Here is a 24,112-nt window from a genome sequence, read left to right on the forward strand (position 1 = left end):
CCCAATTTTAATTCGTTAAATCAAGTATCGAATGACGTTACCATTTTTAAAAATGATTACATTTGAATTTTAATAGTGCAAAAACATGAAAAAACTACATATCACAATATTAGGAATCGCAATTTTACTTTTGACCAGTTGTAAAGAGGAGGTTGAAAAACCAAAAGTTACTTACGATGGAATAAGTAGAGCAAAAGAACTGGCCAAAACTGATTCTACCCAAATACAAATTGCCGATTTGCCACTTCAAATGGAAGGAACGGATTATTTGATTCATCCTGTTGCGGATTTAAGTATTCGTGAGAAAGGAATAAAATCGAGATATGGCTCTTCCAGCGTGAACGATTTGAGTTTTACGATATCCAATTATGGCGAATTTGAAATCACCGGTTTTTTGCAGAATTTGAAATTTCAAAAAGTTGATTCGGATTCCATTAGAAAATTGACAGAGAAACCTGTTTTGATTCAAACTGCTACGTATCTGAAGTCGGTTGCTGATAAAACCAATAACCAGATTATGGTGTACACGATGGTGGACATGGATACAAACAAAGATGGAAAATTAGATACAAGTGATATTAAAGCCTTGTATTTAAGCGAAATCAGCGGTGAAAAATTCACTAAAATATCTTCTGATTTTCAGGAATTAATCGACTGGAAATTGATTGGTTCTAATAATCGTTTGTACTATAGAACGGTTGAGGACACCAATAAAAACGGAGAGTTTGATAAGAAAGATGTGGTGAATTATTACTACATCGATTTGTCAAAGAAAGAATGGAAAATTATTGGTTACGAGCCAGTTTAAAAGAATGTCATTAAATCAAAATATCACTTTCCAAGTCTGATTTTTCAATGGTGAAATCAAATCCAAGTTGTTTCACTAACTGAATGACCAGATTTTTATACCAGTTTTCGGATTTGGGATGAATGTATATTTTTTCAATCAATTGATTGATATTCACATTGATTTTCAATCCTTCATTAATTTTGATGTCGTTTTTACCAATGTCTGTGATGATGCGTACTTCGCCTTCATACTGAAAACTTTTTCGTTTGAATAAAAAAGGAAAAAACATATCGTCAAACGGAATGTGCTCTTTTTTGTAATCGATGTAATTTACTTCTCCAATGTATTGATTGAAATTAGTTTCAGGAACTAGCGATTCCTGCAAACGCCCAATTGTAGATTGAATCGCTAAACCCTCGCTGTTTTGCGTGAAAATCTGCCACATGGCAAATGATTCGTATTCGTTGATATGCCAACTGCTAATCGCTACTTTTTCGCGATGTGTTTTATAATAGTTTAAAAAGTCAGGATTATCTATTGATAGTTTTTTTATTTCCTCAAAAGTGGGTTCGCTAAAAGTGCCTTCATATTGATCTTCGAATTTATCGGATCGTGACATAAATAATTTTTCGGACATCAATAAATCTAAGAACTTAGATAAGTCAAGATATTTCCAAACAACAGTATTTGGATCTTCAGGAAGTTTTATGTTTGGATTATTGATGTACATTTAAATTATTTAATAAAATGGGAATGTAACAAGTATATTCGATATGTAAAGTTCACCAATTTATTTTAGAATTATGATTTAAGGACTTGTTTTTTTATAATGATTTTTTGTCCATTCAACTTTTCTATTTCATAGTTGTCTTTTTTAAGATTTCCAATTCTCCATAATAAAAAGTCACATTCGTCTTTAAAATCAGTTGCCGTTAAACCATTTATTGATTTTACTTCCTCTTCTGTTTCTAATTCTTTTGCTGAACTTTCAGAATTGTTGTTCTTACCCATGATTATTAATTTGCCATTTTTCAAATAACAATCGGCATCAAAACTCATTTGTAGAGAAATAGGTTGGTTTGAAAGTTTCAAATAATATTTTGAAATGTCATTGTTTAGTATCAAAATAGAGGATAATTGAGAGAAGAATTTGAGTCCGATTTTATTTTCAATATTTGCTCGAATCTCTATTTTTAAATCGTCAAATCTTTTGTTACCTATAATCAAATTATCAAAACTAAAACTTTCATACTGGTTGATTTTTATATTGGAAATACTCATTGTCAATCGTGAACCAGAAATTATTGCATCTTGATTTTCTTGTTTTAGTTTTTTAAAAAAGGGTTCTTTTTCAGAAACTTCAAAGAAGTCGTTATAACCTAAGTCTACTAAGCAATTTTTGAATACTGTTTCATTGATGCTAAAAGTAGTAAAATGTCGGTTGTTTTTATAAGTAATGGGCATTTCAAGCATTTCACTAGAATATTCAAAAGTTGATTTTGATACGTATAAAAGATTTTTTTCAAAATCAATTTTCCAATTTAGCTTGTTGATAGCATTTGCACCTAGTAAATAATAATCATTACAAGATAAAAAGGGCATATCATGCACTATACTTTTCACATTTTTAATTTCGAAAGATCCTATAGTTACTGTTTCAATCATTGCTTCTTTCATGGAGTTTACATGTTCATTACTGTCAGTAATATTCTTTTTTCCAGTAATTTTGATATTAGCGCTAGTAGCTTTTGCTGATGTGACCACGCCAAGCGACGCGCCTGTGTCTAACACAAAATCAGTTTGAATTCCATTTATTTGTCCCTTAAAAACTAATAATGAAGATTTAGTTGTAAAAGGGATTGTGTCAATTTTTGCTGATTGGGCTTTACTTAAAAATGATAGTAAAAGTAGTAATACCAGTAGTATGTTTTTTTTCATTTTTAATGATTTAATTTTTGAGATTTCAATTTTCGTAATGTTCTGCTGATGAAAATACCACCAATAATTCCTGGTAAACTCCATGCTAAAACTGGAGGTAAAAAGGTATTGTTAATCACAAGGAATGCCGTAAAAGCGGCGATATAGGCTCCAGTCATTCTGCCAATATGATTCTTTAATCCATATAGTTTATCAGTTACTTTTCCGGTGTAAGCTTTGTATTCAACGGAACACAATCGCAAACTAATACTTCCAAACAGAATGTATACTATCCCGAAGATTTGTTTTGCTACTATATATTTAAATCCAATATAAAAGAAAATTATACTGGATATAAGCATGAGAATAGTCAAGATTGTATCGCCTATTTGAGGTTTTTGACCCAGATGAGCCTTTTTTAATTGAATCATTCTATAACCTGAAATAGACAGGTAAATTGTAAATACACCTACTATAAAAAGGAATAAGTTAGGGTGTACATACGAAAGGTAGAAAGCACATAATCCAGTTGAAACCATTGCCAAAGTAAATACTTTGCCAAGTTTTTTGTGAATGACATCTCCTTTTTTGCGAATTAAAAGTACGGTTCCCAATAGTAATCCAGTAAACCCGGAAATAATATGAATGGTTAAGATAATTTTGAAAAGCATAAATTTCAGTATTAAATTAAAAAGGTTACGTAAATGTATTAGATGTTACGTAACCTTTTTTTAATTTTTTACTGAACTGTAAATTTAAGTGCCTGAAGTGTATTTTAAGGCAACTTACTCGAAAGACTGCATGGTGACTAATTTGTTATATGTGCCATTCATAGCAATTAGTTCCTCATGTTTTCCCTGCTCAACAATTTTTCCTTTTTGCATCACCACAATCAAATCTGCTTTTTGAATCGTAGAAAGACGGTGGGCAATTACTATTGAGGTTCTGTTTTGCATCATGTTTTCCAGTGCTACTTGAACGAATTTTTCACTTTCTGTATCCAATGCTGAAGTGGCTTCATCCAGAATCATAATTGGAGGATTTTTTAAAACTGCTCTGGCAATCGATAAACGTTGTTTTTGTCCACCAGAAAGTTTGTTTCCGCTGTCGCCAATATTTGTATGAATTCCCAGTGGCAAGTCTTTTACAAATTCATAAGCATTGGCAATTTTCAACGCTTCGATAATTTCATCATCTGTTGCGTCTAATTTTCCAAGAGAGATATTAGCTTTTATGGTATCGTTAAACAAAATACTATCTTGGGTAACTAATCCCATTAAATCACGAAGAGAGTGTAGGTTCATGTCCTTGATGTCAATTCCATCAATAGCGATTGTTCCTTCATTTACATCATAAAAACGGGTCAATAAATTAGCAATCGTACTTTTCCCACTACCGGATTGTCCTACAAGAGCAACGGTTTGTCCTTTTTTAACTTGAAGCGAAAAGTCTTTTAAAACGTTCTCGTCTTCGTATCTGAAATTAATATTTTTAATTACTATGCTGTCTTCAAAAGTTAATTTTTTAATCGCATTTTCGCTGTCTGTGATCTCATTTTTTACTTCTAAAACTTCAAAAACACGTTGGGCTGCCGCTAGTCCATTTTTTACCGAATAAGAAGCTTTAGAAATGGCTTTGGCAGGAGTTAAGATGTTATAGGCAAGACCCATGTAAGCTAGGAATTTAGCTCCATCAAGTAAAGCTTTTCCATCAGGTAATTTGTCAACAAGTACCATTTTTCCACCAAACCAAAGCAATATGCAAATAGTAATAATCCCTAAGAACTCACTCAATGGCGTAGCCAAGTTATTTTTTTTACCTATGCTGTTAGATAATTTTAAAACTCGGGTAACTGAATCATTAAATTTTTGTTTAAAATTTGATTCGGCATTGTAACTCTTAACAACCTTTAGTCCAGATAAAGATTCTTCTACAATTGAAATTAGATAGCCGTTTTCATATTGTACTCTTTCGGATTTGCTACGCAGTGATTTACCAATTTTGGATATTAATAGCCCTGAAAGAGGGATAAAAATAAAGACAAACAAGGTTAACTTGAAACTTATTGCAATCATACCAATAAGCGTGAATACGATGGTCATTGGCTCCTTAACAATCAATTCTAGGATAGAAAAAAAAGAATTTTGAACCTCATTTACATCACCTAACATGCGAGCCATAATATCACCTTTTCTTTTTTCAGAATAGTAGGAAACAGGTAAGTTGATGATTTTGTGGTACATTGAATTTCTTAAATCCTTTAATACGCCATTTTTTAGATGCATCAAATGATTGGATGCTAGGTAATTAAATAAATTTTTTAATAGGAAAGTTATACTCACTATGGCAATGACTAACAGTAAGGCAAATTCAGGACCATTCTTGTCAGTTAGTAATGTGATATTGTAATATAAGTACTCTTTAGAAAATTTGATGATGTCAAAAATTGACTCTAAAACAGGTTTTTTATTGATTTTTTCAGTAGTACCAAAAAGGACATCCATCATTGGGATTAATGCTATAAAAGACAAGGTGCTAAAGAGTGCGTAAAAAATATTGAATATTACGTTCCAAACCACATGAGAACGATATGGGTTTGTGAAAGGAATAATTTTTTTGAAATTTGCGTCCATTTAATTTGTTTTTTTATCATCAAGACCCGATAAGTTCTCCACTTATCGGGTCTGTCTGAAAAATCAATTTTGTTTTTTTATTAATTCAATTGCATTGAACTAATAATATTTTTTATTTTATTGTCCAAAATGCTTTCTACTTCATTGAAATCTGCTACTGAATCCAATTCAGTATTTACACTGATATAGAATTTTATTTTAGGTTCCGTTCCACTTGGTCTGGCGCAAATTTTAGAACCATCTTCGGTGTAATAAATCAACACATTCGATTTTGGGATTTCCATTTTGGTTTCTTCATCAGTAAGCAAGTTTTTTGCTATTGAAGATTGGTAATCCTCCACCATAACAACTCGCTGTCCGTTGATTTCTTTCAGTGGATTTTCACGTAAATCAATCATCATCTGATTAATTTCCTGTAAACCATCCATCCCTTTTTTAGTTAATGAAACTAAGTATTCTTTGTAAAAACCGTTATCAACATACAGTTGTAGTAATTCTTTGTAAACCGTGCTTCCTTTAGCTTTGGCTTGAGCCGCAACTTCGCAAATCAATAAAGTAGCTGCAACAGCATCTTTATCACGTACGGCATCGCCTACCATATAACCAAAACTTTCTTCACCACCACCAATGAATTCTAACTCAGGGAAATCCTTAATCATCTTAGCAATCCATTTAAAACCAGTCAAACCAACTTTACATTCTACACCGTAGTTTGTCGCTAATTCCATCATCATAGGAGTAGAAACAATTGTAGAACCCACAAATTGTTTACCATTGATTTTACCCGCTTTTTTCCATTGTTCCAATAAAAATGCAGTCATCAAAATCATCGTTTGATTTCCATTAAGCAGCGTCATTTTGCCTTCGTTGTTTCTAACGGCAATTCCTAAACGGTCACAATCTGGGTCAGTCCCAATTACAATATCCGAATTCGTTTTGTCTGCCAATGCCAATGCCATTGTCAATGCTTCCGGCTCTTCTGGATTTGGAGATTTAACAGTTGGGAAATCACCATTTGGCACTCTTTGTTCTTCAACAATATTCACGTTAGGATAACCCGCTTGCGATAAGGTATCAGGAACTAATTTTATAGAGGTTCCGTGCAAAGAGGTAAAAACGATGTTCAGATTTTCTTTGGCTTCAGCCGAAGTTCCAAAACTCGCATTTTCGATAGTCGATTTGATAAAAGCTTCATCAACTTCCGTATCTATATAATGTATCAAATCCTCATTGGCAGTAAACTTGATTTGATTGTAATTTAAATTCTCAATAACATTTATGATTCCCTCATCTTCCGGCGGTACAATTTGTCCACCATCTTGCCAGTATACTTTGTACCCGTTGTATTCTGGTGGATTGTGAGATGCCGTAAGAACGATTCCGCACTGACAACCCAAATGTTTCACTGCAAATGACAATTCCGGAGTAGGTCTCAATTCCGAAAACAAATACACTTCAATACCGTTAGCCGAGAAAACATCAGCAACTAATTTGGCCAACGTATCACTATTATGGCGACAATCATAAGCAATAACGGCTTTCAAAGGTTGATTAGGAAATGCAGTATGCAAGTAATCCGAAAGACCTTGTGTACTTTTCCCAAGCGTATATTTATTGATACGATTGTTTCCTACACCCATAACTCCGCGCATTCCACCGGTTCCAAATTCAAGATTTTTATAAAAACTCTCTTCCAGTTCTTTAGGGGATGTAGTCATTAATTCCTTGATAGCTTCCTGAGTAGCGGTGTCAAATGTTGGCGTAAGCCACTCATTTACTGCGTCCAAAATGTTTTGTTTGATGTCCATTCTATATGTTTTTTAGTTTCTAAATTTGTAATTAAAATTTAAATCTAGTTGTTTTGTTTTAGGAGCTATATCCTGCTATCCGCTGTATCTTTTTCTTTTTTTAAAGAAAAAAAAGAAAAAGGATGCCGCTATTATCAGGGCTAGGTATTGTGCAAACGAGAATTTTTTCGTTTACATAAATTTATAAAAAATTAACCTCGCTTGATACTTTATAACGCTCTTCATTGTTTTTTGTTCGCAAAATTATTTCGCCTAGAAATCCAGCCAAAAATAATTGTGTTCCCAAAACCATTGTCGTAAGTGCAATATAAAACCAAGGGTTATTTGTAACCAGACTATAACGCATGTCATTATACATATGGTATAGTTTTGAAATACCAATGTATCCGGCAAGCATAAAACCAATGATGAACATTAACGATCCCATGGCACCAAATAAATGCATCGGTCTTTTTCCAAATCTTGATAGAAACCAAATGGTAATTAAATCCAGGAAACCATTTATGAAACGTTCCATTCCAAATTTAGTTTCACCATATTTTCTGGCTTGATGTTGTACTACTTTTTCGCCAATTTTTCCAAAACCGGCATTTTTTGCCAAAACTGGAATGTATCGGTGCATTTCACCTGATACTTCAATGTTTTTCACCACAATATTTTTGTAGGCTTTCAATCCGCAATTGAAATCATTCAATTCCACTCCAGATGTTTTTCTCGCCGCCCAATTAAACAATTTAGAAGGCAAGTTTTTTGCCACCACGGAGTCGTAGCGTTTCTTTTTCCATCCGGAAACTAAATCATATTTTCCGTTGGTAATCATGTCGTATAAACCTGGAATTTCCTCTGGACTGTCTTGCAAGTCAGCATCCATAGTAATAATGACATCGCCTTTTGCTTTTGCAAAACCAGCATGCAACGCTTGTGATTTTCCGAAATTTTTCATAAAACGAACCCCTTTTACATTAGGGTTCTCTTGTGCAAATCCTTCGATAATAGTCCATGAATTATCTGTACTACCATCATCCAAAAAAATGATTTCGTACGTATAATTATGAGATTTCATCACTTTGATAATCCAGTTATAGAGTTCATTAAGTGATTCCTCTTCATTAAGAAGCGGTATGAGTATAGATAAATTCATTAATTTTTATTCTTGAGAAGATCTTCTAGTTTTGAAAAATGCGGCCATAACAAGACCAAAGATGGAACTAAATACAAGATTAGTAAAAAAGCCTTTCAACTGTGCAGCAATATCATATGGGCTATTTTCTTTCATGCCTTTAATTGCATCGTTTATTGCTGAGGAAGGTGCGTTAAATTTTTGCATCATATTGACAGTATATTTTATTGTGAGTTCTTCCAAAGATTCTTTTGCCGAAGGATCGATAAAATTCCATAATACCACATTGAAAACTGTTGCAATCAAAAGGCCGACAACTGCATAAATGAAATAAGTTGTAAAAGCTTCTTTGAATGAAAAATCTGTTTGAATTTCTTTTTTTGTTTTAGAAAGTAGTAAAATTGAAAGAATAAGTGAAGAAACGATTACAATTACAAAAATCCAAGGTTTAAGAAACAAATTTAAATCAATAGCATAGATAGTAGCGGTTATTAAGCAAGAAATAATGCCACTAACAACACCAAAGGTTATTCCATTCTTTTTAATAATTTCGTTAATCATTTTGATTGTTTTAGAATTAGTCCACAAATATAACAATTCCCAATATATTCGGAGCTAAAAATTGCTTTTTACGATTATATAAAAAAAGTGATACAAAGATTTGTTTATTGGAAAATAATTGTAAATTTGCAAACTCAAAATAATATTGTAAAACAAAAAGTTATAAGGAGTTTATACCTTTTCTGTTAGAAGAAAAGCTTCAAGACAAATTATAATTAACAAATAAAAAAGATTAACAAGATGAAAAAAGGAATTCACCCAGAAAATTACAGATTAGTTGCATTTAAAGACATGTCAAATGACGAAGTTTTTATCACTAAATCTACTGCAGATACAAGAGAAACATTAACAGTTGACGGTGTTGAATACCCAGTTGTAAAAATGGAGATCTCTAGAACTTCTCACCCTTTTTACACAGGTAAATCCAAACTTATTGATACTGCAGGTCGTATTGATAAATTCAAAACTAAATACGCTAAACACGTTAAATAATTTTAACTTGTTTTCAAATATATCAAAGCCTTCCTTTTTGGAGGGCTTTTTTATTTTATTTATTTGAAAACTTTGTAACTTTGAAGTCAATAATATAAAAAGGGAAGTTGTTTGAACTAATTTTTATTCAATAACTAACTGAATCAACAAATAAACAATTTTATGAATTACATACTTTTTGACGGACCTTCCAGAAATGCCTTGTTACCTTTTACATTCACCCGTCCTGTTGCCGATATTCTTATTGGAATTATGACCATTCGTCAAAAATGGGAAATGCATCTGGGTTCTACTACAACTACGTTGACAGAGGAGTATTTGTCAGAAAAATATCCAATGGTAGAATTAGAAGAGAACGTAATGATTAATGCTTCTTTTCTGCCTAACGCTATTTTGGTCGAAATGGTTAGTAATCTGGAATCCAATCAGGCAATTTTTAGAGGCGATGAAGTAATTGCTTTTTATACTTCGGAAGAACAAGAAGAAGTAGATTTTGATTCTTATGAAATTTTAGAGTACAATGAGGATTGTTTAACGGTTCAAAATACTTGGGATATTTTCTCTAAAAATCATGCAGCCATTCGGGAAGATTTCGAAATCTTAACAGAAGACCGAAGATCTCAGCCTATTCCAAAAAGCGTTAACGTAATTGCGCCGGAAAATATATTTATCGAAGAAGGAGCAAAGTTAGAGTTTGTGACTTTAAATGCTTCTGCAGGTCCTATATATATAGGTAAGGATTCTGAAATTATGGAAGGATCTGTCATCAGAGGCCCTTTTGCCTTGTGTGAAAATGCACAAGTAAAAATGGCTTCAAAAGTATATGGTGCTACAACAGTTGGTCCTTATTCCAGAATTGGTGGTGAAGTGAAAAACGTAGTGCTTTTTGCATATTCAAATAAAGGACATGATGGATTTTTAGGAGATTCTGTTCTTGGCGAATGGTGTAATATAGGTGCCGACAGTAACAATTCGAATTTGAAAAACAATTATGAAGAAGTAAAATTGTGGAGTTATGAAACCGAAGGTTTTGCTAAAACCGGTCTTCAGTTTTGCGGATTGATGATGGGAGATCACAGTAAATGCGGCATTAACACTATGTTCAATACGGGAACAGTAGTAGGGGTGAGTGCTAATATTTTTGGTAGTGGATTTCCTCGCAATTTTGTGCCTAGCTTTTCTTGGGGTGGTGCTTCTGGTTTTACCACTTATGTTACCAAAAAAGCTTTTGAAACGGCTCGATTAGTAATGAGTCGCAGAAACGTAGATTTTGATGAAAGAGAAGCTGCAATTTTAGAACATGTTTTTGAAGAATCAAAAAAGTGGAGAAAAGAATAGTAGTAAGATTTAAAATTATTATCTGAGCAATCTACACCATTTTGTCATTTCGATAAAGGATAAATTTCGCCTTTGTTGAAATGACAATTTTAGTTTTATAGATTCCTAAAAACTTTCTAATCTGCAAATTGTCTAATTATGTATTTAAACTATCTTTGCACCTTCAAAAAAAAGGTTTAATTGGATGATGACAACTTTAAACTTTTGAACATTAAACTTTAAACAAAAATAATGATTACAGTTAACGATATTTCCGTACAATTTGGTGGTACGACACTTTTTAGTGATGTTTCTTTTGCCATAAATGAAAATGATAAAATTGCCCTTATGGGTAAAAATGGAGCAGGAAAATCGACGCTGCTTAAAATTATTGCAGGTCAAAGCAAACCTTCAACAGGTAATATTTCGGCACCAAAAGATGCTGTTGTAGCCTATTTGCCTCAGCATTTATTAACAACAGATGGTGCTACGGTGATGGAAGAAACTTCTAAAGCTTTTGGAGAAGTTTTTGCAATGAAAGCGGAGATTGATGAAATCAATGAGCAATTGACGATTCGTACTGATTATGAAAGTGATGCGTACATGAAATTAATCGAAAGAGTTTCAGACTTAAGCGAGAAATTTTATGCAATCGAAGAAATAAATTATGAAGCCGAAGTTGAGAAAATTCTAATCGGTTTGGGATTCGTTCGGGAAGATTTTAGCCGTCAAACTTCCGAGTTTTCTGGTGGATGGAGAATGCGAATCGAGCTTGCCAAAATCCTTTTGCAAAAACCAGACTTAATTTTACTGGATGAGCCTACCAATCACATGGATATTGAAAGTATTCAATGGTTAGAGGATTTCTTGATTAATTCGGCCAAAGCCGTTGTGGTAATTTCTCACGATAGAGCTTTTGTCGATAATATTACGAATCGTACCATCGAAGTTACAATGGGGCGTATTTATGATTATAAAGCCAAATATTCGCATTATCTGGAACTTAGAAAAGACAGACGTGTGCATCAGCAAAAAGCGTATGACGAGCAACAACGTATGATTGCTGACAATAGAACTTTTATCGATCGTTTTAAGGGGACATTTTCTAAAACGGATGCCGTTCAATCCCGTGTTAAAATGTTAGAGAAACTGGTGATTGTTCAGGTTGATGAGGTTGATACTTCGGCTTTGAAATTAAAATTTCCGCCTGCTGCCCGTTCAGGACAATATCCTGTAATTGTTAAAGAATTGTCTAAATCATACGGAGATCATGTGGTTTTCAAAGATGCTAATATCGTTATTGAAAGAGGGGAAAAAGTAGCTTTCGTAGGGAAAAATGGGGAAGGGAAATCGACGATGATCAAAGCCATTATGAAAGAAATTGGTATTGATGGCGGTAGTTTAGAGATTGGTCATAATGCGCAAATTGGTTATTTTGCCCAAAATCAAGCCTCTTTATTAGACGAAAATGCCACTATTTTTGAAACTATAGATGATATTGCCGTTGGCGATGTAAGAACTAAAATCAAAGATATTCTTGGTGCATTCATGTTTCAGGGTGATGATGTGACCAAAAAAGTAAAAGTACTTTCCGGTGGGGAAAAAACCCGTTTGGCAATGATTAAATTATTGTTGGAACCAGTGAATTTATTGATTCTGGATGAACCTTCGAATCACTTAGATATGAAAACCAAAGATATTATCAAAGATGCGTTGCGTGATTTTGACGGAACTTTAATATTAGTTTCACACGACAGGGATTTCTTGGATGGATTGGCGACTAAAGTTTTCGAGTTTGGAAACAAAAGAGTTGTGGAACATTTTGAAGATATTACCGGTTTCTTAGCCAACAAGAAAATGGATAGCATGAGAGAAATAGAGAAATAATATTCTTAAACTCTTTATAAATCAAAATCGGCTGTATTCTAAAATACAGCCGATTTTTTTTTGTTATAGTCTAATTCCTGGAGGAAGTAGCTCTTTGTAAATAGGATTCTTTTTGAAAAACACCACTATTTTTGGAAGAATAGGAACCACTTTGAATTTTCTTTCAATAGCAATTTCCATAATGTTTTTCAGGAAATTTGAAATAAATTCTTCATCTTCAAAAGATTCAGGTATATTTATTTTTGTTAAAAATATTTTCTTCTCTTGAAAAGAATATTCGACAGAAACTAATCCCTGATCTACTATAGTTTCAAATTGTCTTGAAAAAGTGTTGTCTTTGATTTCCATAGTACTTGCTGCATCCATAATAATTAACTCTGATTCATTGGTACCTCTACCAAAAGTATTTTTGATTTGGTATTGATTTTAATTTCGAATTGATCAAAATCATTTATTCCCATGGCATCTCTTGCCTTCAAGGTTTGATTATTCACTTCTATTTCGCCTTCAATCAAAAATAAATAAACACCATTTTTAGGAATTTTAACCTCATATTTAATGGTGGTGTTGCTATCGAAAATACCTAAATGGAAAAAGGTTTTTTGGTAAACCCAAAGTGCATTTCCGTCATTATTGTCTTTTGGCGAAACAATATTTACAAAGGTATTGATTTGATTTTCAACATCAAATGATTTTTGATCATATCTTGGAGTCACGTTTTCGGTGTCAGGAAAAACCCATAGTTGCAGTGTTTTTGCTTCATCTTTTTGGCTGGCATTCATTTCAGAATGTTCTACTCCGGTTCCGGCACTCATTACTTGGACTTCTCCAAAACCAATGACGCCTTCATTTCCCATGCTGTCCTTATGCATCAATCCGCCTTCGAGTGGAATAGTGATGATTTCCATATTGGCATGGCCGTGTGTGCCAAAACCTGTTCCGCCTGCAATCGTATCGTCATTTAAAACGCGTAACATTCCAAATTGTACGCGTTCTGGATTGAAATAATTCCCGAAAGAAAAAGAGAAATTGGCTTTAAGCCATCCAAAATCGGCCTTGCCTCTTGTATTTGATTGAAATAGTTGTGTAGTCATAAATTATTGATAATATAAAGTAAAAAGTGAATAGGGTTTGAATAAAAAAATTAATTTTATATAAAATTCGCTATAAAAAGACTGAATTTTGTTATAAAATAGTTAAAACAATTATGAGTAAAATCCCCGTTTATTTAATGCCAGGATTAGCGGCAAGTACTACCATTTTTGAGCGGATTGCGCTTCCCGACGAAATGTTTGAAATTATCTTGCTAGAGTGGGAAATTCCTCTTAATGATGAATCTTTGACGGATTATGCCAAGCGGATCACTGAAAAAATAAAACATAAGAATCCGGTTTTAATTGGAGTTTCGTTCGGAGGCATTCTGGTACAAGAAATGGCTAAATATGTAGAAGCCCGGAAAATTATTATCATTTCAAGCGTTAAAAGTAATCTGGAATTTCCCAGAAGAATGAAAATTGCTAAAACTACCAAAGCCTATAAATTAATCCCTATGAATCTCATTGCAAATATTGAAAGCCTTGCTAAGTTTTCTTTTGGCGAAAAAGTAAATCAAAGGCTTAAGCTATACGAGAAATTTCTCTCGGTTCGGGATATTCGTTATTTGAATTGGGCTGTAGAACAGGTGATTTTATGGGACAGAACGGTTGCTGATGAAAAAGTAATTCACATTCATGGAGATATGGATGATGTGTTTCCTATAAAATATATCAAGAATTGTGTCGTTGTAAAAGGAGGGACGCATATAATGATTTTGAACAAGTACAAATGGTTGAATGAGAATTTACCCTCCATTATATTGGGAACAGAAAAGAAATAAACGCACTTTTATAACGTTATGAAAGGCATAAAATAGAAAAGATGAAATTGATAAATAAAGTTGCCATAATTCTTTCCGTGATTTTTGCGAGTAGCGTATTTATTTTCGCTGCTAAAAATCCGTCAGAAGAAAAAGAGGTTACAAAAGAAATCGCAAGTGGTTTTCCTGTAAAATTGGATTTCGCGGGCGAAGAAACACCATTAAAAATAGCAGATGTAAAAGAGCGTTTTGATAGAGAATTATTGGTAAATGTAAATCTCCATGCGTCCACTATTTTGGCTATAAAAAGAGCAAATCGTGCTTTTCCTATAATCGAGCCTATTTTGAAAAAGAACGGTATTCCGGATGATTTTAAATATCTGGCAGTTATAGAAAGTGGATTGGTAAATGTAGTTTCGCCAGCAGGAGCAAGAGGAATTTGGCAATTTATGCCGGAAACGGCCAAAGAGCGCGGAATGGAAGTCAATGAAAATGTGGATCAGCGCTATGATTTAGAAAAATCAACTCAGGCGGCCTGCAGTTATTTTTTGAGTGCCAAAGGAAAATTTGGAAGCTGGACTTTGGCGGCAGCCTCTTATAACGGAGGAATGACAGGTGTGAATAAACAAATTGACATTCAAAAAGTGACTAATTATTATGATTTGTTGCTTACCGAAGAAACGTCTCGCTATGTTTTCAGGATTTTAGCCTTGAAAGAGATTATGGAGAATCCCGTAAAATATGGTTTTACCATTGCTCCTGAAGAGTTGTACGGAATCTTGCCAACCAAGAAAATTGAAATTGATAGTGCTATTACAGATTTAGCTGATTTTGCAAAAGGGCAAGGTATTAACTATAAGATTTTGAAAATTCACAATCCTTGGTTGAGAGAAACAAAATTGTTGAATGATACTGGTAAAAAATATCAAATCGAAATTCCGTTAAAAGGATATTAACTAATTGCTTGAACCATGTAAGGCAATTAAGGAAAGATATAAGTTTGACTTATTAGGACAAAAAAAGGGTCAAATGTGTATCATTTGACCCTTTTTAGATAATTATAAAAATTATATTTTCTTCATTTGTTCTTTCATCATGACAATCTGATCTTTCAACATATTCTGTTTGTCTAATTTTTTAGCTTCGTTCAATAAGGAAGTTGCTTCAAGTTTACGACGACGTGTCATGGCAACTCCAGCTAAATTTAATTTGGCTACAGCCAAATCCATATCCATTGATAGTCCTAGTTCAATTGCTTTCTTGAAATATTTCTCCGCTTGATTGATATTCGTTTGCGAAAGCATTATTCCGTGTAGGTAATTAAAGTATCCCTGTTGTTTTTGAACCAAAGCTGTTTCTGGGTTTTTGATGTAAGCCAGCCATTTTTTTGCCCCTTCAAAATCTTGTTTTCTTAGTTTTAAGAAAGCTAATAAGATAAATTCGTTTTTAAAGTAAAGGAAAATAGGAATTGCACTCAATAATATAAGGAAAATTCCATTACCGATATTGCTTTCTGTAAATTGCCAAATGCCAGTAATGATAATTAGTCCGGCGATAATAAGTTTAATATTTCTGTGAAACATAGTGTGATTATTTTAAGATCACAAATATAGTAAAATGAATTGAAAATATTTTTACAAAACTACTTGTGAGAAAAAAAAGTCTTTGTATATTTGCACTCGGTTTTAGAATAACAGTTATTCAAAAATAAGAAGACATATAAATAAGATTTTAAAGATACAAAGCAATGAGCAAAAGAACGTTTCAACCATCGAAAAGAAAAAGAAGAAATAAGCACGGATTTATGGACAGAATGGCTTCTGCTAATGGAAGAAAAGTTCTTGCGCGTAGAAGAGCTAAAGGAAGACATAAATTGACTGTTTCTTGCGAACCAAGACACAAAAAATAATGTTTCTATAAACATAAATAAGGCGTTACTTTTTTTAGTATCGCCTTTTTTTATACCTATTCGTTAAAAAAAGTTTAAGATTTACAGTTAAAGGGTTTGAGTTCAGTAACTTTAATCTTTTGACGACAACAACTACACAACACAATACTACCATACAATGCCAAGAGATACATCCATAAAATCAGTTTTAATAATAGGTTCAGGTCCTATTGTTATTGGTCAAGCGTGCGAATTTGATTATGCGGGGTCGCAATCTGCCCGTTCTATTCGTGAAGAAGGAATTGAAGTTATTTTGATAAACTCCAATCCGGCAACAATTATGACCGACCCATCGATGGCCGATCATGTTTATTTGAAGCCATTAACGACGAAATCAATTATCGAAATCCTTAAAGCACACCCTCAAATCGATGCCGTTTTACCTACAATGGGTGGACAAACCGCTTTGAACTTGTGTCTGGAAGCAGATGAAAAAGGAATTTGGGAAGATTTTGGAGTACGATTAATCGGGGTTGATGTAAATGCCATTAATATTACCGAAGACAGAGAGCAATTTAAACAATTGCTTCATAAAATAAATGTTCCTACAGCACCAGCAAAAACAGCTACTTCTTTCTTAGAAGGGAAAGAAATTGCACAAGAATTTGGTTTCCCGTTAGTAATTCGTCCTTCGTTTACATTAGGTGGAACTGGAGCAGCTTTCGTTCATACCAAAGAAGAATTTGACGAAAAACTTTCTTACGGATTAGAAATGTCACCTATTCACGAAGTGTTGATCGATAAAGCTTTAATCGGTTGGAAAGAATACGAATTGGAATTGTTGAGAGATAAAAACGACAATGTTGTTATTATCTGCTCTATCGAAAATATGGATCCAATGGGAATTCATACTGGAGATTCCATCACTGTTGCACCAGCAATGACATTATCAGATACGACTTTCCAAAAGTTACGTGATATGGCCATTTTGATGATGCGCAGTATCGGAAACTTTGCAGGAGGTTGTAATGTACAGTTTGCTGTTTCACCAGACGAAAAAGAAGATATCGTAGCGATTGAAATCAACCCTCGTGTGTCTCGTTCATCCGCTTTAGCATCGAAAGCAACTGGTTATCCAATTGCAAAAATTGCTTCTAAACTGGCTTTAGGTTACAACTTAGATGAATTGCAAAATCAAATTACAAAATCAACTTCGGCTTTATTCGAACCGACTTTAGATTATGTGATTGTAAAAATACCACGTTGGAATTTCGATAAATTTGAAGGAGCTGACAGAACGTTGGGACTTCAAATGAAATCGGTTGGGGAAGTAATGGGAATTGGACGTTCATTCCAAGAAGCCTTGCACAAAGCCACACAATCATTGGAAATCAAAAGAAATGGTTTAGGAGCTGATGGAAAAGGATATACCAATTATGAGCAAATTATAGAGAAATTGACTTTTGCTAGTTGGGATCGTGTTTTCGTTATTTATGATGCTATCGCCATGGGAATTCCATTGAGTCGTATTCATGAAATTACCAGAATTGATATGTGGTTCTTGAAGCAATACGAAGAATTATATGTTTTAGATAAAGAGATTTCTAAATATACCGTAGCCAATTTGCCAAGAGAATTGTTGCTTGAAGCCAAACAAAAAGGGTTTGCCGACAGACAAATTGCACATATGATGAGTTGCAAGGAAAGCCAAGTGCATACGTTGCGTACTGACATGAACATCAATCGTGTGTTTAAATTGGTGGATACTTGTGCGGCAGAATTTAAAGCTAAAACACCTTATTATTATTCGACTTTTGAGGCCGAAATAGAAAAAGCAGACGGAACACGTTACGTTGACAACGAAAGTGTTGTAACAGACAAAAAGAAAATAATCGTTCTTGGGTCAGGCCCAAATAGAATTGGACAAGGAATTGAGTTTGATTATTCTTGTGTTCACGGGGTGCTTGCCGCCAAAGAATGCGGTTATGAAACGATAATGATTAACTGTAATCCAGAAACGGTTTCTACTGATTTTGATACGGCTGATAAATTGTATTTCGAACCCGTTTTTTGGGAACATATTTACGACATCATCCAACATGAGAAACCAGAAGGCGTTATCGTGCAATTAGGAGGACAGACTGCTTTGAAATTAGCCGAAAAACTGTCTAAATACGGAGTAAAAATCATAGGGACCAGTTTTGATGCCTTGGATTTAGCCGAAGACAGAGGTCGTTTCTCTGATTTGTTAACGGAATTGAACATTCCTTTCCCACAATTCGGGATTGCGGAAACGGCGGATGAAGCGGCAGCTTTAGCAGATACTTTAGACTTTCCATTATTGATTCGTCCTTCCTATGTGTTGGGTGGTCAGGGAATGAAAATCGTAATCAACAAGAAAGAGTTGGAAGAGCACGTTATCAATTTATTGAAAACAATTCCAGGGAATAAATTGCTTTTAGACCATTATTTGGCCGGAGCAATCGAAGCGGAAGCGGATGCGATTTGTGATGCGGATGGAAATGTGTATATCATAGGAATTATGGAGCATATCGAACCTTGCGGAGTTCACTCGGGCGATAGTAATGCTACTTTGCCACCGTTTAACTTAGGTGAATTTGTTATGCAGCAAATAAAAGATCATACAGAAAAAATTGCAAGAGCTTTAAAAACTGTTGGTTTAATCAATATTCAGTTTGCTATAAAAGACGATACGGTTTATATCATTGAAGCCAATCCAAGAGCATCTCGTACGGTTCCATTTATTGCAAAAGCATACGGAGAACCTTATGTGAACTATGCGACTAAAGTGATGTTAGGACACAATAAAGTAACCGATTTTACTTTCAACCCACAATTGAAAGGATATGCTATTAAACAACCGGTTTTCTCTTTCAGTAAGTTCCAAAATGTGAACAAAGCATTAGGTCCAGAAATGAAATCAACAGGAGAAAGCATCTTGTTTATTGATGACTTGAAAGACGATCAGTTCTACGAATTGTACTCTAGAAGAAAAATGTATTTGAGCAAATAAGCTTGAGTTTATATAGTGAAAAGCCCCGTTTGGGGCTTTTTTTATTGGATATATTTTGGGTTTTAGGCGATGTTTTCGAGGCCGCCCGGAAACGGTCTGTACGCATAATAATGCAAGACTTCTTCGATGGCAGTTTTTAAAGCTTCATTTATGGGAAGTATGGTAGTGGCTAGTCTGTTATCAATTTGTGAAAGTTGCATGTAATAATCAGTAAAAACGGGTACGTAGAGTCCTTTGCTAATGGCTTCTTCGGCCGTATTGTAGTTTTCTTGTTGTCCTTCTTTGATTATTTTGCAAGTGGCTAATCGCAGTTTGCCATATTTGTCTCTACTGGCAGCATAGCCAAAAAGCCTGCAAATCAATCCACGATAACGATAATTGCTACAACTTCCCATGTTTCTGTCAAGAATAGTGAGTGGTCGGTACAAATGGCAATTGCTGTCGGATTTGTTGTTTAACTCGACTAACATATCCTCGGCTTTCCCGTTTAAAAATAAATACAATGCCCAGGGTAAAAACTCCAATGGTGAAGCATTGATGTCTGGAGTAGAACAACACTTGCCACAACCGGTGCGACACTGTAAATGAGTTTCTGATTGGAACACCGTAACTTCATTTTCAAGACGGTCAAATAATTCTTCGACCAATCGAACCTTGTGCTCTACAGACATTTTTTTTTGTAAGGTAGGCTATTAAAAACCGTTATAGGTATAATGTCGTTTTACTTGCAGATTATATTTTTGAAACTAATTTACGTTTACTAGTGTATGAAGTCGAATTGGTATAATGAGATTGTTTTTTGTGGGATAATTTATAAAAATAGATAAATAAAAAAGTCCCAATCAAGGGACTTTATTACTATCAAAATTCTGAAACTATTTCTTCTTCAATTTGTCTTTGAAAAAATCTATCGTTCTTGTCCACGATAAAGTGGCGGCTTTTTCATCGTATCTGGGTGTGGTATTATTATGAAAACCATGATTCACGCCTTCATAGAAATAAGCAACATGTTCTACTTTATTCTTTTTAAGAATGGCTTCAAAAGCTGGCCAACCTTCATTTACGCGAGTGTCTAAACTGGCATATTGCGCTAGGATAGGCGTTTTTATTTTTTCGGCTTCTGCTGCTGTGGGTTGTCCGCCGTAATAAGGAACTGCGGCACACAAATCTGGAATTTTTACCACCATCATATTGGCAATCCAACCTCCAAAACAAAATCCTACCACACCAATACGACCATTACAATCTTTGTGGGATTTTAGGTATTCGTAGGCTGCAATGAAGTCTTCGAGCATTTCTTCACGGGTACGTTTTTTTTGTAATTCTCTTCCTGCATCATCATTTCCGGGATAACCGCCCAGTGGCGATAAAGCATCCGGTGCCAAAGTGATAAATCCTTCCACGGCGGCTCTTCGTCCTACATCTTCAATATAGGGATTTAATCCTCGGTTTTCATGTACCACAATGATTCCCGGTAACTTCTTTTTGGTTCCTGTGGGTTGGGATAAAAGCCCTTTAATTTTTCCTCCACCTTTAGGAGAATCGTAAGTGATGAATTCTGATTTTAACCTTGGATCGCCAGGTTTTATCAAAATAGAATCAATATAATTGGGTGTCATAAAGCTAAGAAGTGACGGAAGTGTAAGTGTTCCTACCGCAAACAAGGATAGTTTCTCGACGAATTGTCTTCTTTCTATTTTGTTATGGGCGTAATCATCGTATAAGTCAAATACTTCCTGACTGATGTCTTCTTTGGTTAGTTTTTTCATAGCATTTATTTTGATTCAACTAACTTAGTAAAAAAAGCGATTGTTTTAGCATTAGTGGTAATTGCAATTTTTTTAGTTTTCAATTTTGAAAAGGAGAAATCTGATTTTTCTATCATTTCAAATTTTAAAAATAAAACTGCAGCTTAAAACAATATTAGTCAGTATCTATGGGAATACTCAACAAGTATATCACTTCTTCATCTTCGACTTGATTGAATTCTTCATAAAATCCGCCCACACCTCTAAAATTTTTTGAAGCTATTAGATAGATAAACTCATCGGCGTTTTTTTTAATTACAGGCACGTTTTCATAAGGAATTACAGGTGTAGCCACAATTATTTTTGCTGGTTTTTTTTTTCGAAGCATGCTTATACTGGCAAGCAAAGTGTTTCCTGTAGCGATACCATCATCTACTAAGATTATATTTTTCTCTTTCACATCCAGCGGTTTTTTATTGCCCATGTAATGCTGATATTTCTCTGCCATTAATTTCCGCAATCGGATAATTTCATTGTCTATATATATTTTAGGAACATTTGGATGTTCATCAAGAATCATGGAATCTGAGGAGACGGCGCCAATCGCAAATTCTGTATAACTGGGATGTCCTATTTTTTTTGAAAGAACGATGTCTAAAGGAAGGTGTAAACTTTTAGCAATTATATATCCCACAGGCACTCCACCTCTAGGAACGGCAAGTACTATAGTATTGCTATTCTGGTATTTTTTTAGTTTTTCTGAAAGCAATATACCCGCCTCAATTCTATCTTTTAACATCCCGTCATACATGATTCTAATTTTATGTTGAAAAAAAATTAAGCATATAAAGATATTGATTTTCAAATCATTACGATTATTTTTTGAAAATATTTAATGTAAAAATCATGAATTAGTAAAAAAATAAAGTTATTGAAAGCGAACATTAATGAGAGATTTAAAACTGTTTTTACAAATGAAAGAATAGTTTTGTAAAAACAAGTTGGATTTAGGAATGGCTTATTTAAAGGTGAAATCACTTCCTAATTTATAAAAGGTTTTTTGCTATTTTTACTTTACAATAAATGAATAGCAATAACTACAATGAAGAAAATAAATTCAAAAGCAAAGGCAGATACAAATACTGGTTTTGGAACAAATGCCAATAATTATGGTGGTCGTTTTGTGAATAAAAATGGAACTGCTAATGTAGAGAAACGCGGTATGCAGCTTTTGCATCGTATTAGTTGGTATCATACCATGATTGATTTGCCAAGATGGAAATTCATGTTAATTCTTTTGTTGTTTTATGTGGGTATGAATTTTTTATTTGCGTTGCTATATTATGCTATTGGAATCGAAAATTTGAATGGGATTGATGCTACAGGTTCAAATTGGGTTCAATTTGGTCAAGCCTATTTTTTTAGTGCACAAACATTTACCACAGTGGGATATGGACACATTAGTCCTTCCGGTTTTTTAACCAGTTTATTAGCTGCTGCAGAAGCTTTGATAGGGTTGTTGAGCTTTGCAATTGCTACTGGTTTATTCTTTGGACGTTTCAGCAAGCCTACTGCTTTTTTGAAATTTTCGCACAATGCCCTGATCGCTCCTTATGGAGAAATAAAAGGTTTAATGATACGAATTACACCTTTTAAAAATACTAATTTTACTGATGCTGAAGCCAAAATTACTCTTGGTATGAGTGTGGAGGAGAATGGTACTAAAACGAACAAATTTTATGCTTTAGATTTAGAATTGGAAAGAATAAATGCATTAACCTTAAGCTGGACTTTAGTCCATCCAATAACTGAAAACAGCCCGCTGTACAACTTAACTAAAGAAGATTTTGATAGTATTCATGGAGAAATCCTTGTTTTTGTAAAAACCTTTGATGATATGTTTAGTAATACCGTTGCCATTAGGACTTCATATACTTTTGAAGAAGTTGTTTACGGAGCTAAATTTGAACCTATGTACACAAGAAGTACTGATAATTCCAAAACTATCCTTGATTTAGACAAATTAAATACTTTTTACAGCGTCACTTTGGAATAATGCAATAGTTTTTTAATTATTTCAAATTTATAATAAAATTTATTTTACATTTGTTTATTAAATTTAGATAAACGATGAACAATATAAAAAGTGTGTTTAGTATCAAAGATCTTGAAAACCTTTCGGGGATCAAAGCGCATACTATACGAATCTGGGAGAAAAGATACGATATTCTTCAACCGATGCGTACAGATACTAATATCCGATTGTACGATTTGGCTAGTTTGCAAAAACTATTAAACATTACTTTGCTGCATGACTATGGCTATAAAATTTCAAAAATAGCCACCTATCCACAAGATAAAATTCCGTCTCTTGTACGAGAAATAATTTCAAACAAAACAGCCAAAAGCCACGCTATTAGTGAGTTTAAAATGGCTATGATGAACTTTGATCAAGAGCTTTTTTTTAATACATACAATTGGTTAATTGCGGAAAAATCATTCAAAGAAGTCTTTCATCAAGTTTTCATTCCTTTGATGAACGAGTTGGGGTTATTGTGGCAATCCGATACGATAACACCTGCTCACGAACATTTCATCAGCTATTTAATTAAACAAAAACTATTAATAAATACTGAAAAACTTCAAATTTTAAAGCAGACCAAACTGGATAAAGTTTTTGTTTTGTCTCTGCCTATGAATGAAATTCACGAATTGGGCTTGATGTATCTCAATTATGAAATTTTATTACATGGATACAAAACCATTTATCTAGGGGAAAGTATGCCAATTGAAAATCTAAAAGATTTGAAAAAGCATTTTGATTCCATTGTTTTTGTGTCGTACCTAACGGTTCAGCCTGAAAGAGATATAGTAGACAGTTACATCCAAAAAATGTCTGATGAATTATTAGATGATACTACTGAATTATGGTATCTAGGTAGAATGGTTGAGTTTATTAAAAAAGATGAACTTTCTGATCGAATTACAATTTTTAATTCAATTACGGAATTAGTTGACTCGATTTAATTGTTTTTTGTTTAAACAATTAGTATATTTGCTAA

23 protein-coding genes are annotated in these 24,112 nt (G+C 33.7%); 10 read left to right on the plus strand and 13 right to left on the minus strand.

Annotated elements, in window-relative coordinates; genetic code table 11:
* Positions 1-85: 85 nt before the first annotated feature.
* A complete protein-coding gene (locus ACXX80_RS09550) occupies positions 86-808 on the plus strand; it encodes a hypothetical protein (RefSeq protein ID WP_458553003.1) in 723 nt (240 codons plus the stop codon).
* Between the two features lie 10 nt (positions 809-818).
* On the opposite strand, the gene ACXX80_RS09555 is transcribed toward ACXX80_RS09550, so the two are convergent.
* The 7 genes from ACXX80_RS09555 to ACXX80_RS09585 form a co-directional block, all read right to left on the minus strand.
* The gene (locus ACXX80_RS09555; protein WP_458553004.1) at positions 819-1,520 is read right to left on the minus strand and encodes a hypothetical protein; all 702 of its coding nucleotides are present in this window, start codon (positions 1,518-1,520) and stop codon (positions 819-821) included.
* Positions 1,521-1,591: 71 nt separating this feature from the next.
* On the minus strand, positions 1,592-2,728 hold the full coding sequence (locus tag ACXX80_RS09560; RefSeq protein ID WP_458553005.1) for a retroviral-like aspartic protease family protein: 1,137 nt from the start codon (positions 2,726-2,728) through the stop codon (positions 1,592-1,594).
* 2 nt (positions 2,729-2,730) lie between these two features.
* On the minus strand, positions 2,731-3,378 hold the full coding sequence (locus ACXX80_RS09565; RefSeq protein ID WP_458553007.1) for a hypothetical protein: 648 nt from the start codon (positions 3,376-3,378) through the stop codon (positions 2,731-2,733).
* A gap of 114 nt (positions 3,379-3,492) precedes the next feature.
* Complete coding sequence (locus ACXX80_RS09570; protein ID WP_458553008.1) at positions 3,493-5,340, minus strand: ABC transporter ATP-binding protein; 1,848 nt, start codon at positions 5,338-5,340, stop codon at positions 3,493-3,495.
* 80 nt (positions 5,341-5,420) lie between these two features.
* The gene (locus tag ACXX80_RS09575) at positions 5,421-7,148 is read right to left on the minus strand and encodes a phospho-sugar mutase (RefSeq protein WP_458553009.1); all 1,728 of its coding nucleotides are present in this window, start codon (positions 7,146-7,148) and stop codon (positions 5,421-5,423) included.
* A 181-nt stretch (positions 7,149-7,329) separates the two neighbouring features.
* On the minus strand, positions 7,330-8,289 hold the full coding sequence (locus ACXX80_RS09580; protein ID WP_458553010.1) for a glycosyltransferase family 2 protein: 960 nt from the start codon (positions 8,287-8,289) through the stop codon (positions 7,330-7,332).
* A 6-nt stretch (positions 8,290-8,295) separates the two neighbouring features.
* Positions 8,296-8,829 carry a DUF4199 domain-containing protein gene (locus ACXX80_RS09585; RefSeq protein WP_417966755.1) on the minus strand — a complete coding sequence of 178 codons (534 nt, stop codon included), beginning with the start codon at positions 8,827-8,829 and terminating at the stop codon, positions 8,296-8,298.
* Positions 8,830-9,069: 240 nt separating this feature from the next.
* Between ACXX80_RS09585 and ACXX80_RS09590 the strand changes: the two genes are divergently transcribed.
* The 3 genes from ACXX80_RS09590 to ACXX80_RS09600 all read left to right on the plus strand — a co-directional run bounded on the left by ACXX80_RS09590 (position 9,070) and on the right by ACXX80_RS09600 (position 12,525).
* Positions 9,070-9,321 (plus strand): type B 50S ribosomal protein L31, encoded by a 252-nt coding sequence (locus tag ACXX80_RS09590; RefSeq protein WP_039109118.1) that lies wholly within the window; start codon positions 9,070-9,072, stop codon positions 9,319-9,321.
* Positions 9,322-9,483: 162 nt separating this feature from the next.
* Positions 9,484-10,659 carry a GlmU family protein gene (locus ACXX80_RS09595; protein WP_458553012.1) on the plus strand — a complete coding sequence of 392 codons (1,176 nt, stop codon included), beginning with the start codon at positions 9,484-9,486 and terminating at the stop codon, positions 10,657-10,659.
* 231 nt (positions 10,660-10,890) lie between these two features.
* Positions 10,891-12,525, plus strand: coding sequence for an ABC-F family ATP-binding cassette domain-containing protein (locus ACXX80_RS09600; RefSeq protein ID WP_458553013.1), 1,635 nt, complete (start codon positions 10,891-10,893; stop codon positions 12,523-12,525).
* 63 nt (positions 12,526-12,588) lie between these two features.
* Here ACXX80_RS09600 and ACXX80_RS09605 read toward each other — a convergent pair whose 3' ends face one another.
* The gene (locus ACXX80_RS09605) at positions 12,589-12,873 is read right to left on the minus strand and encodes a GNAT family N-acetyltransferase (protein WP_315211576.1); all 285 of its coding nucleotides are present in this window, start codon (positions 12,871-12,873) and stop codon (positions 12,589-12,591) included.
* A gap of 23 nt (positions 12,874-12,896) precedes the next feature.
* Positions 12,897-13,619 (minus strand): pirin family protein, encoded by a 723-nt coding sequence (locus ACXX80_RS09610; RefSeq protein WP_458553014.1) that lies wholly within the window; start codon positions 13,617-13,619, stop codon positions 12,897-12,899.
* A 113-nt stretch (positions 13,620-13,732) separates the two neighbouring features.
* Between ACXX80_RS09610 and ACXX80_RS09615 the strand changes: the two genes are divergently transcribed.
* Both ACXX80_RS09615 and ACXX80_RS09620 read left to right on the plus strand, forming a co-directional pair.
* Positions 13,733-14,401: an alpha/beta hydrolase family protein gene (locus ACXX80_RS09615; RefSeq protein ID WP_417992060.1), complete on the plus strand. Its 669-nt coding sequence runs from the start codon at positions 13,733-13,735 to the stop codon at positions 14,399-14,401.
* Positions 14,402-14,442: 41 nt separating this feature from the next.
* A complete protein-coding gene (locus tag ACXX80_RS09620) occupies positions 14,443-15,336 on the plus strand; it encodes a lytic transglycosylase domain-containing protein (protein ID WP_458553016.1) in 894 nt (297 codons plus the stop codon).
* A gap of 111 nt (positions 15,337-15,447) precedes the next feature.
* Here the strand turns inward: ACXX80_RS09620 and ACXX80_RS09625 are convergent, their stop codons facing one another.
* Positions 15,448-15,963 (minus strand): DUF2892 domain-containing protein, encoded by a 516-nt coding sequence (locus tag ACXX80_RS09625; RefSeq protein WP_315211501.1) that lies wholly within the window; start codon positions 15,961-15,963, stop codon positions 15,448-15,450.
* A 164-nt stretch (positions 15,964-16,127) separates the two neighbouring features.
* Between ACXX80_RS09625 and rpmH the strand changes: the two genes are divergently transcribed.
* Both rpmH and carB read left to right on the plus strand, forming a co-directional pair.
* Entirely contained in the window at positions 16,128-16,289 is a 162-nt protein-coding gene (gene rpmH / locus ACXX80_RS09630) for a 50S ribosomal protein L34 (RefSeq protein WP_007136275.1), read from the plus strand.
* 157 nt (positions 16,290-16,446) lie between these two features.
* Positions 16,447-19,302, plus strand: a complete 2,856-nt coding sequence (carB, locus tag ACXX80_RS09635) for a carbamoyl-phosphate synthase large subunit (protein ID WP_458553017.1) — start codon at positions 16,447-16,449, stop codon at positions 19,300-19,302.
* Positions 19,303-19,364: 62 nt separating this feature from the next.
* On the opposite strand, the gene ACXX80_RS09640 is transcribed toward carB, so the two are convergent.
* From ACXX80_RS09640 to ACXX80_RS09650, 3 genes are all read right to left on the minus strand, one after another.
* A complete protein-coding gene (locus ACXX80_RS09640; RefSeq protein WP_458553018.1) occupies positions 19,365-19,973 on the minus strand; it encodes a YkgJ family cysteine cluster protein in 609 nt (202 codons plus the stop codon).
* A 204-nt stretch (positions 19,974-20,177) separates the two neighbouring features.
* Complete coding sequence (locus ACXX80_RS09645) at positions 20,178-21,071, minus strand: dienelactone hydrolase family protein (protein WP_458553019.1); 894 nt, start codon at positions 21,069-21,071, stop codon at positions 20,178-20,180.
* A 154-nt stretch (positions 21,072-21,225) separates the two neighbouring features.
* Positions 21,226-21,861 carry a phosphoribosyltransferase gene (locus tag ACXX80_RS09650; protein ID WP_458553020.1) on the minus strand — a complete coding sequence of 212 codons (636 nt, stop codon included), beginning with the start codon at positions 21,859-21,861 and terminating at the stop codon, positions 21,226-21,228.
* A 291-nt stretch (positions 21,862-22,152) separates the two neighbouring features.
* Between ACXX80_RS09650 and ACXX80_RS09655 the strand changes: the two genes are divergently transcribed.
* On the plus strand, positions 22,153-23,106 hold the full coding sequence (locus ACXX80_RS09655; protein ID WP_458553021.1) for an ion channel: 954 nt from the start codon (positions 22,153-22,155) through the stop codon (positions 23,104-23,106).
* 74 nt (positions 23,107-23,180) lie between these two features.
* Positions 23,181-24,077: a MerR family transcriptional regulator gene (locus ACXX80_RS09660; RefSeq protein WP_458553022.1), complete on the plus strand. Its 897-nt coding sequence runs from the start codon at positions 23,181-23,183 to the stop codon at positions 24,075-24,077.
* Positions 24,078-24,112: the final 35 nt, after the last annotated feature.

It is taken from the genome of Flavobacterium sp. GNP002, from assembly GCF_054343795.1.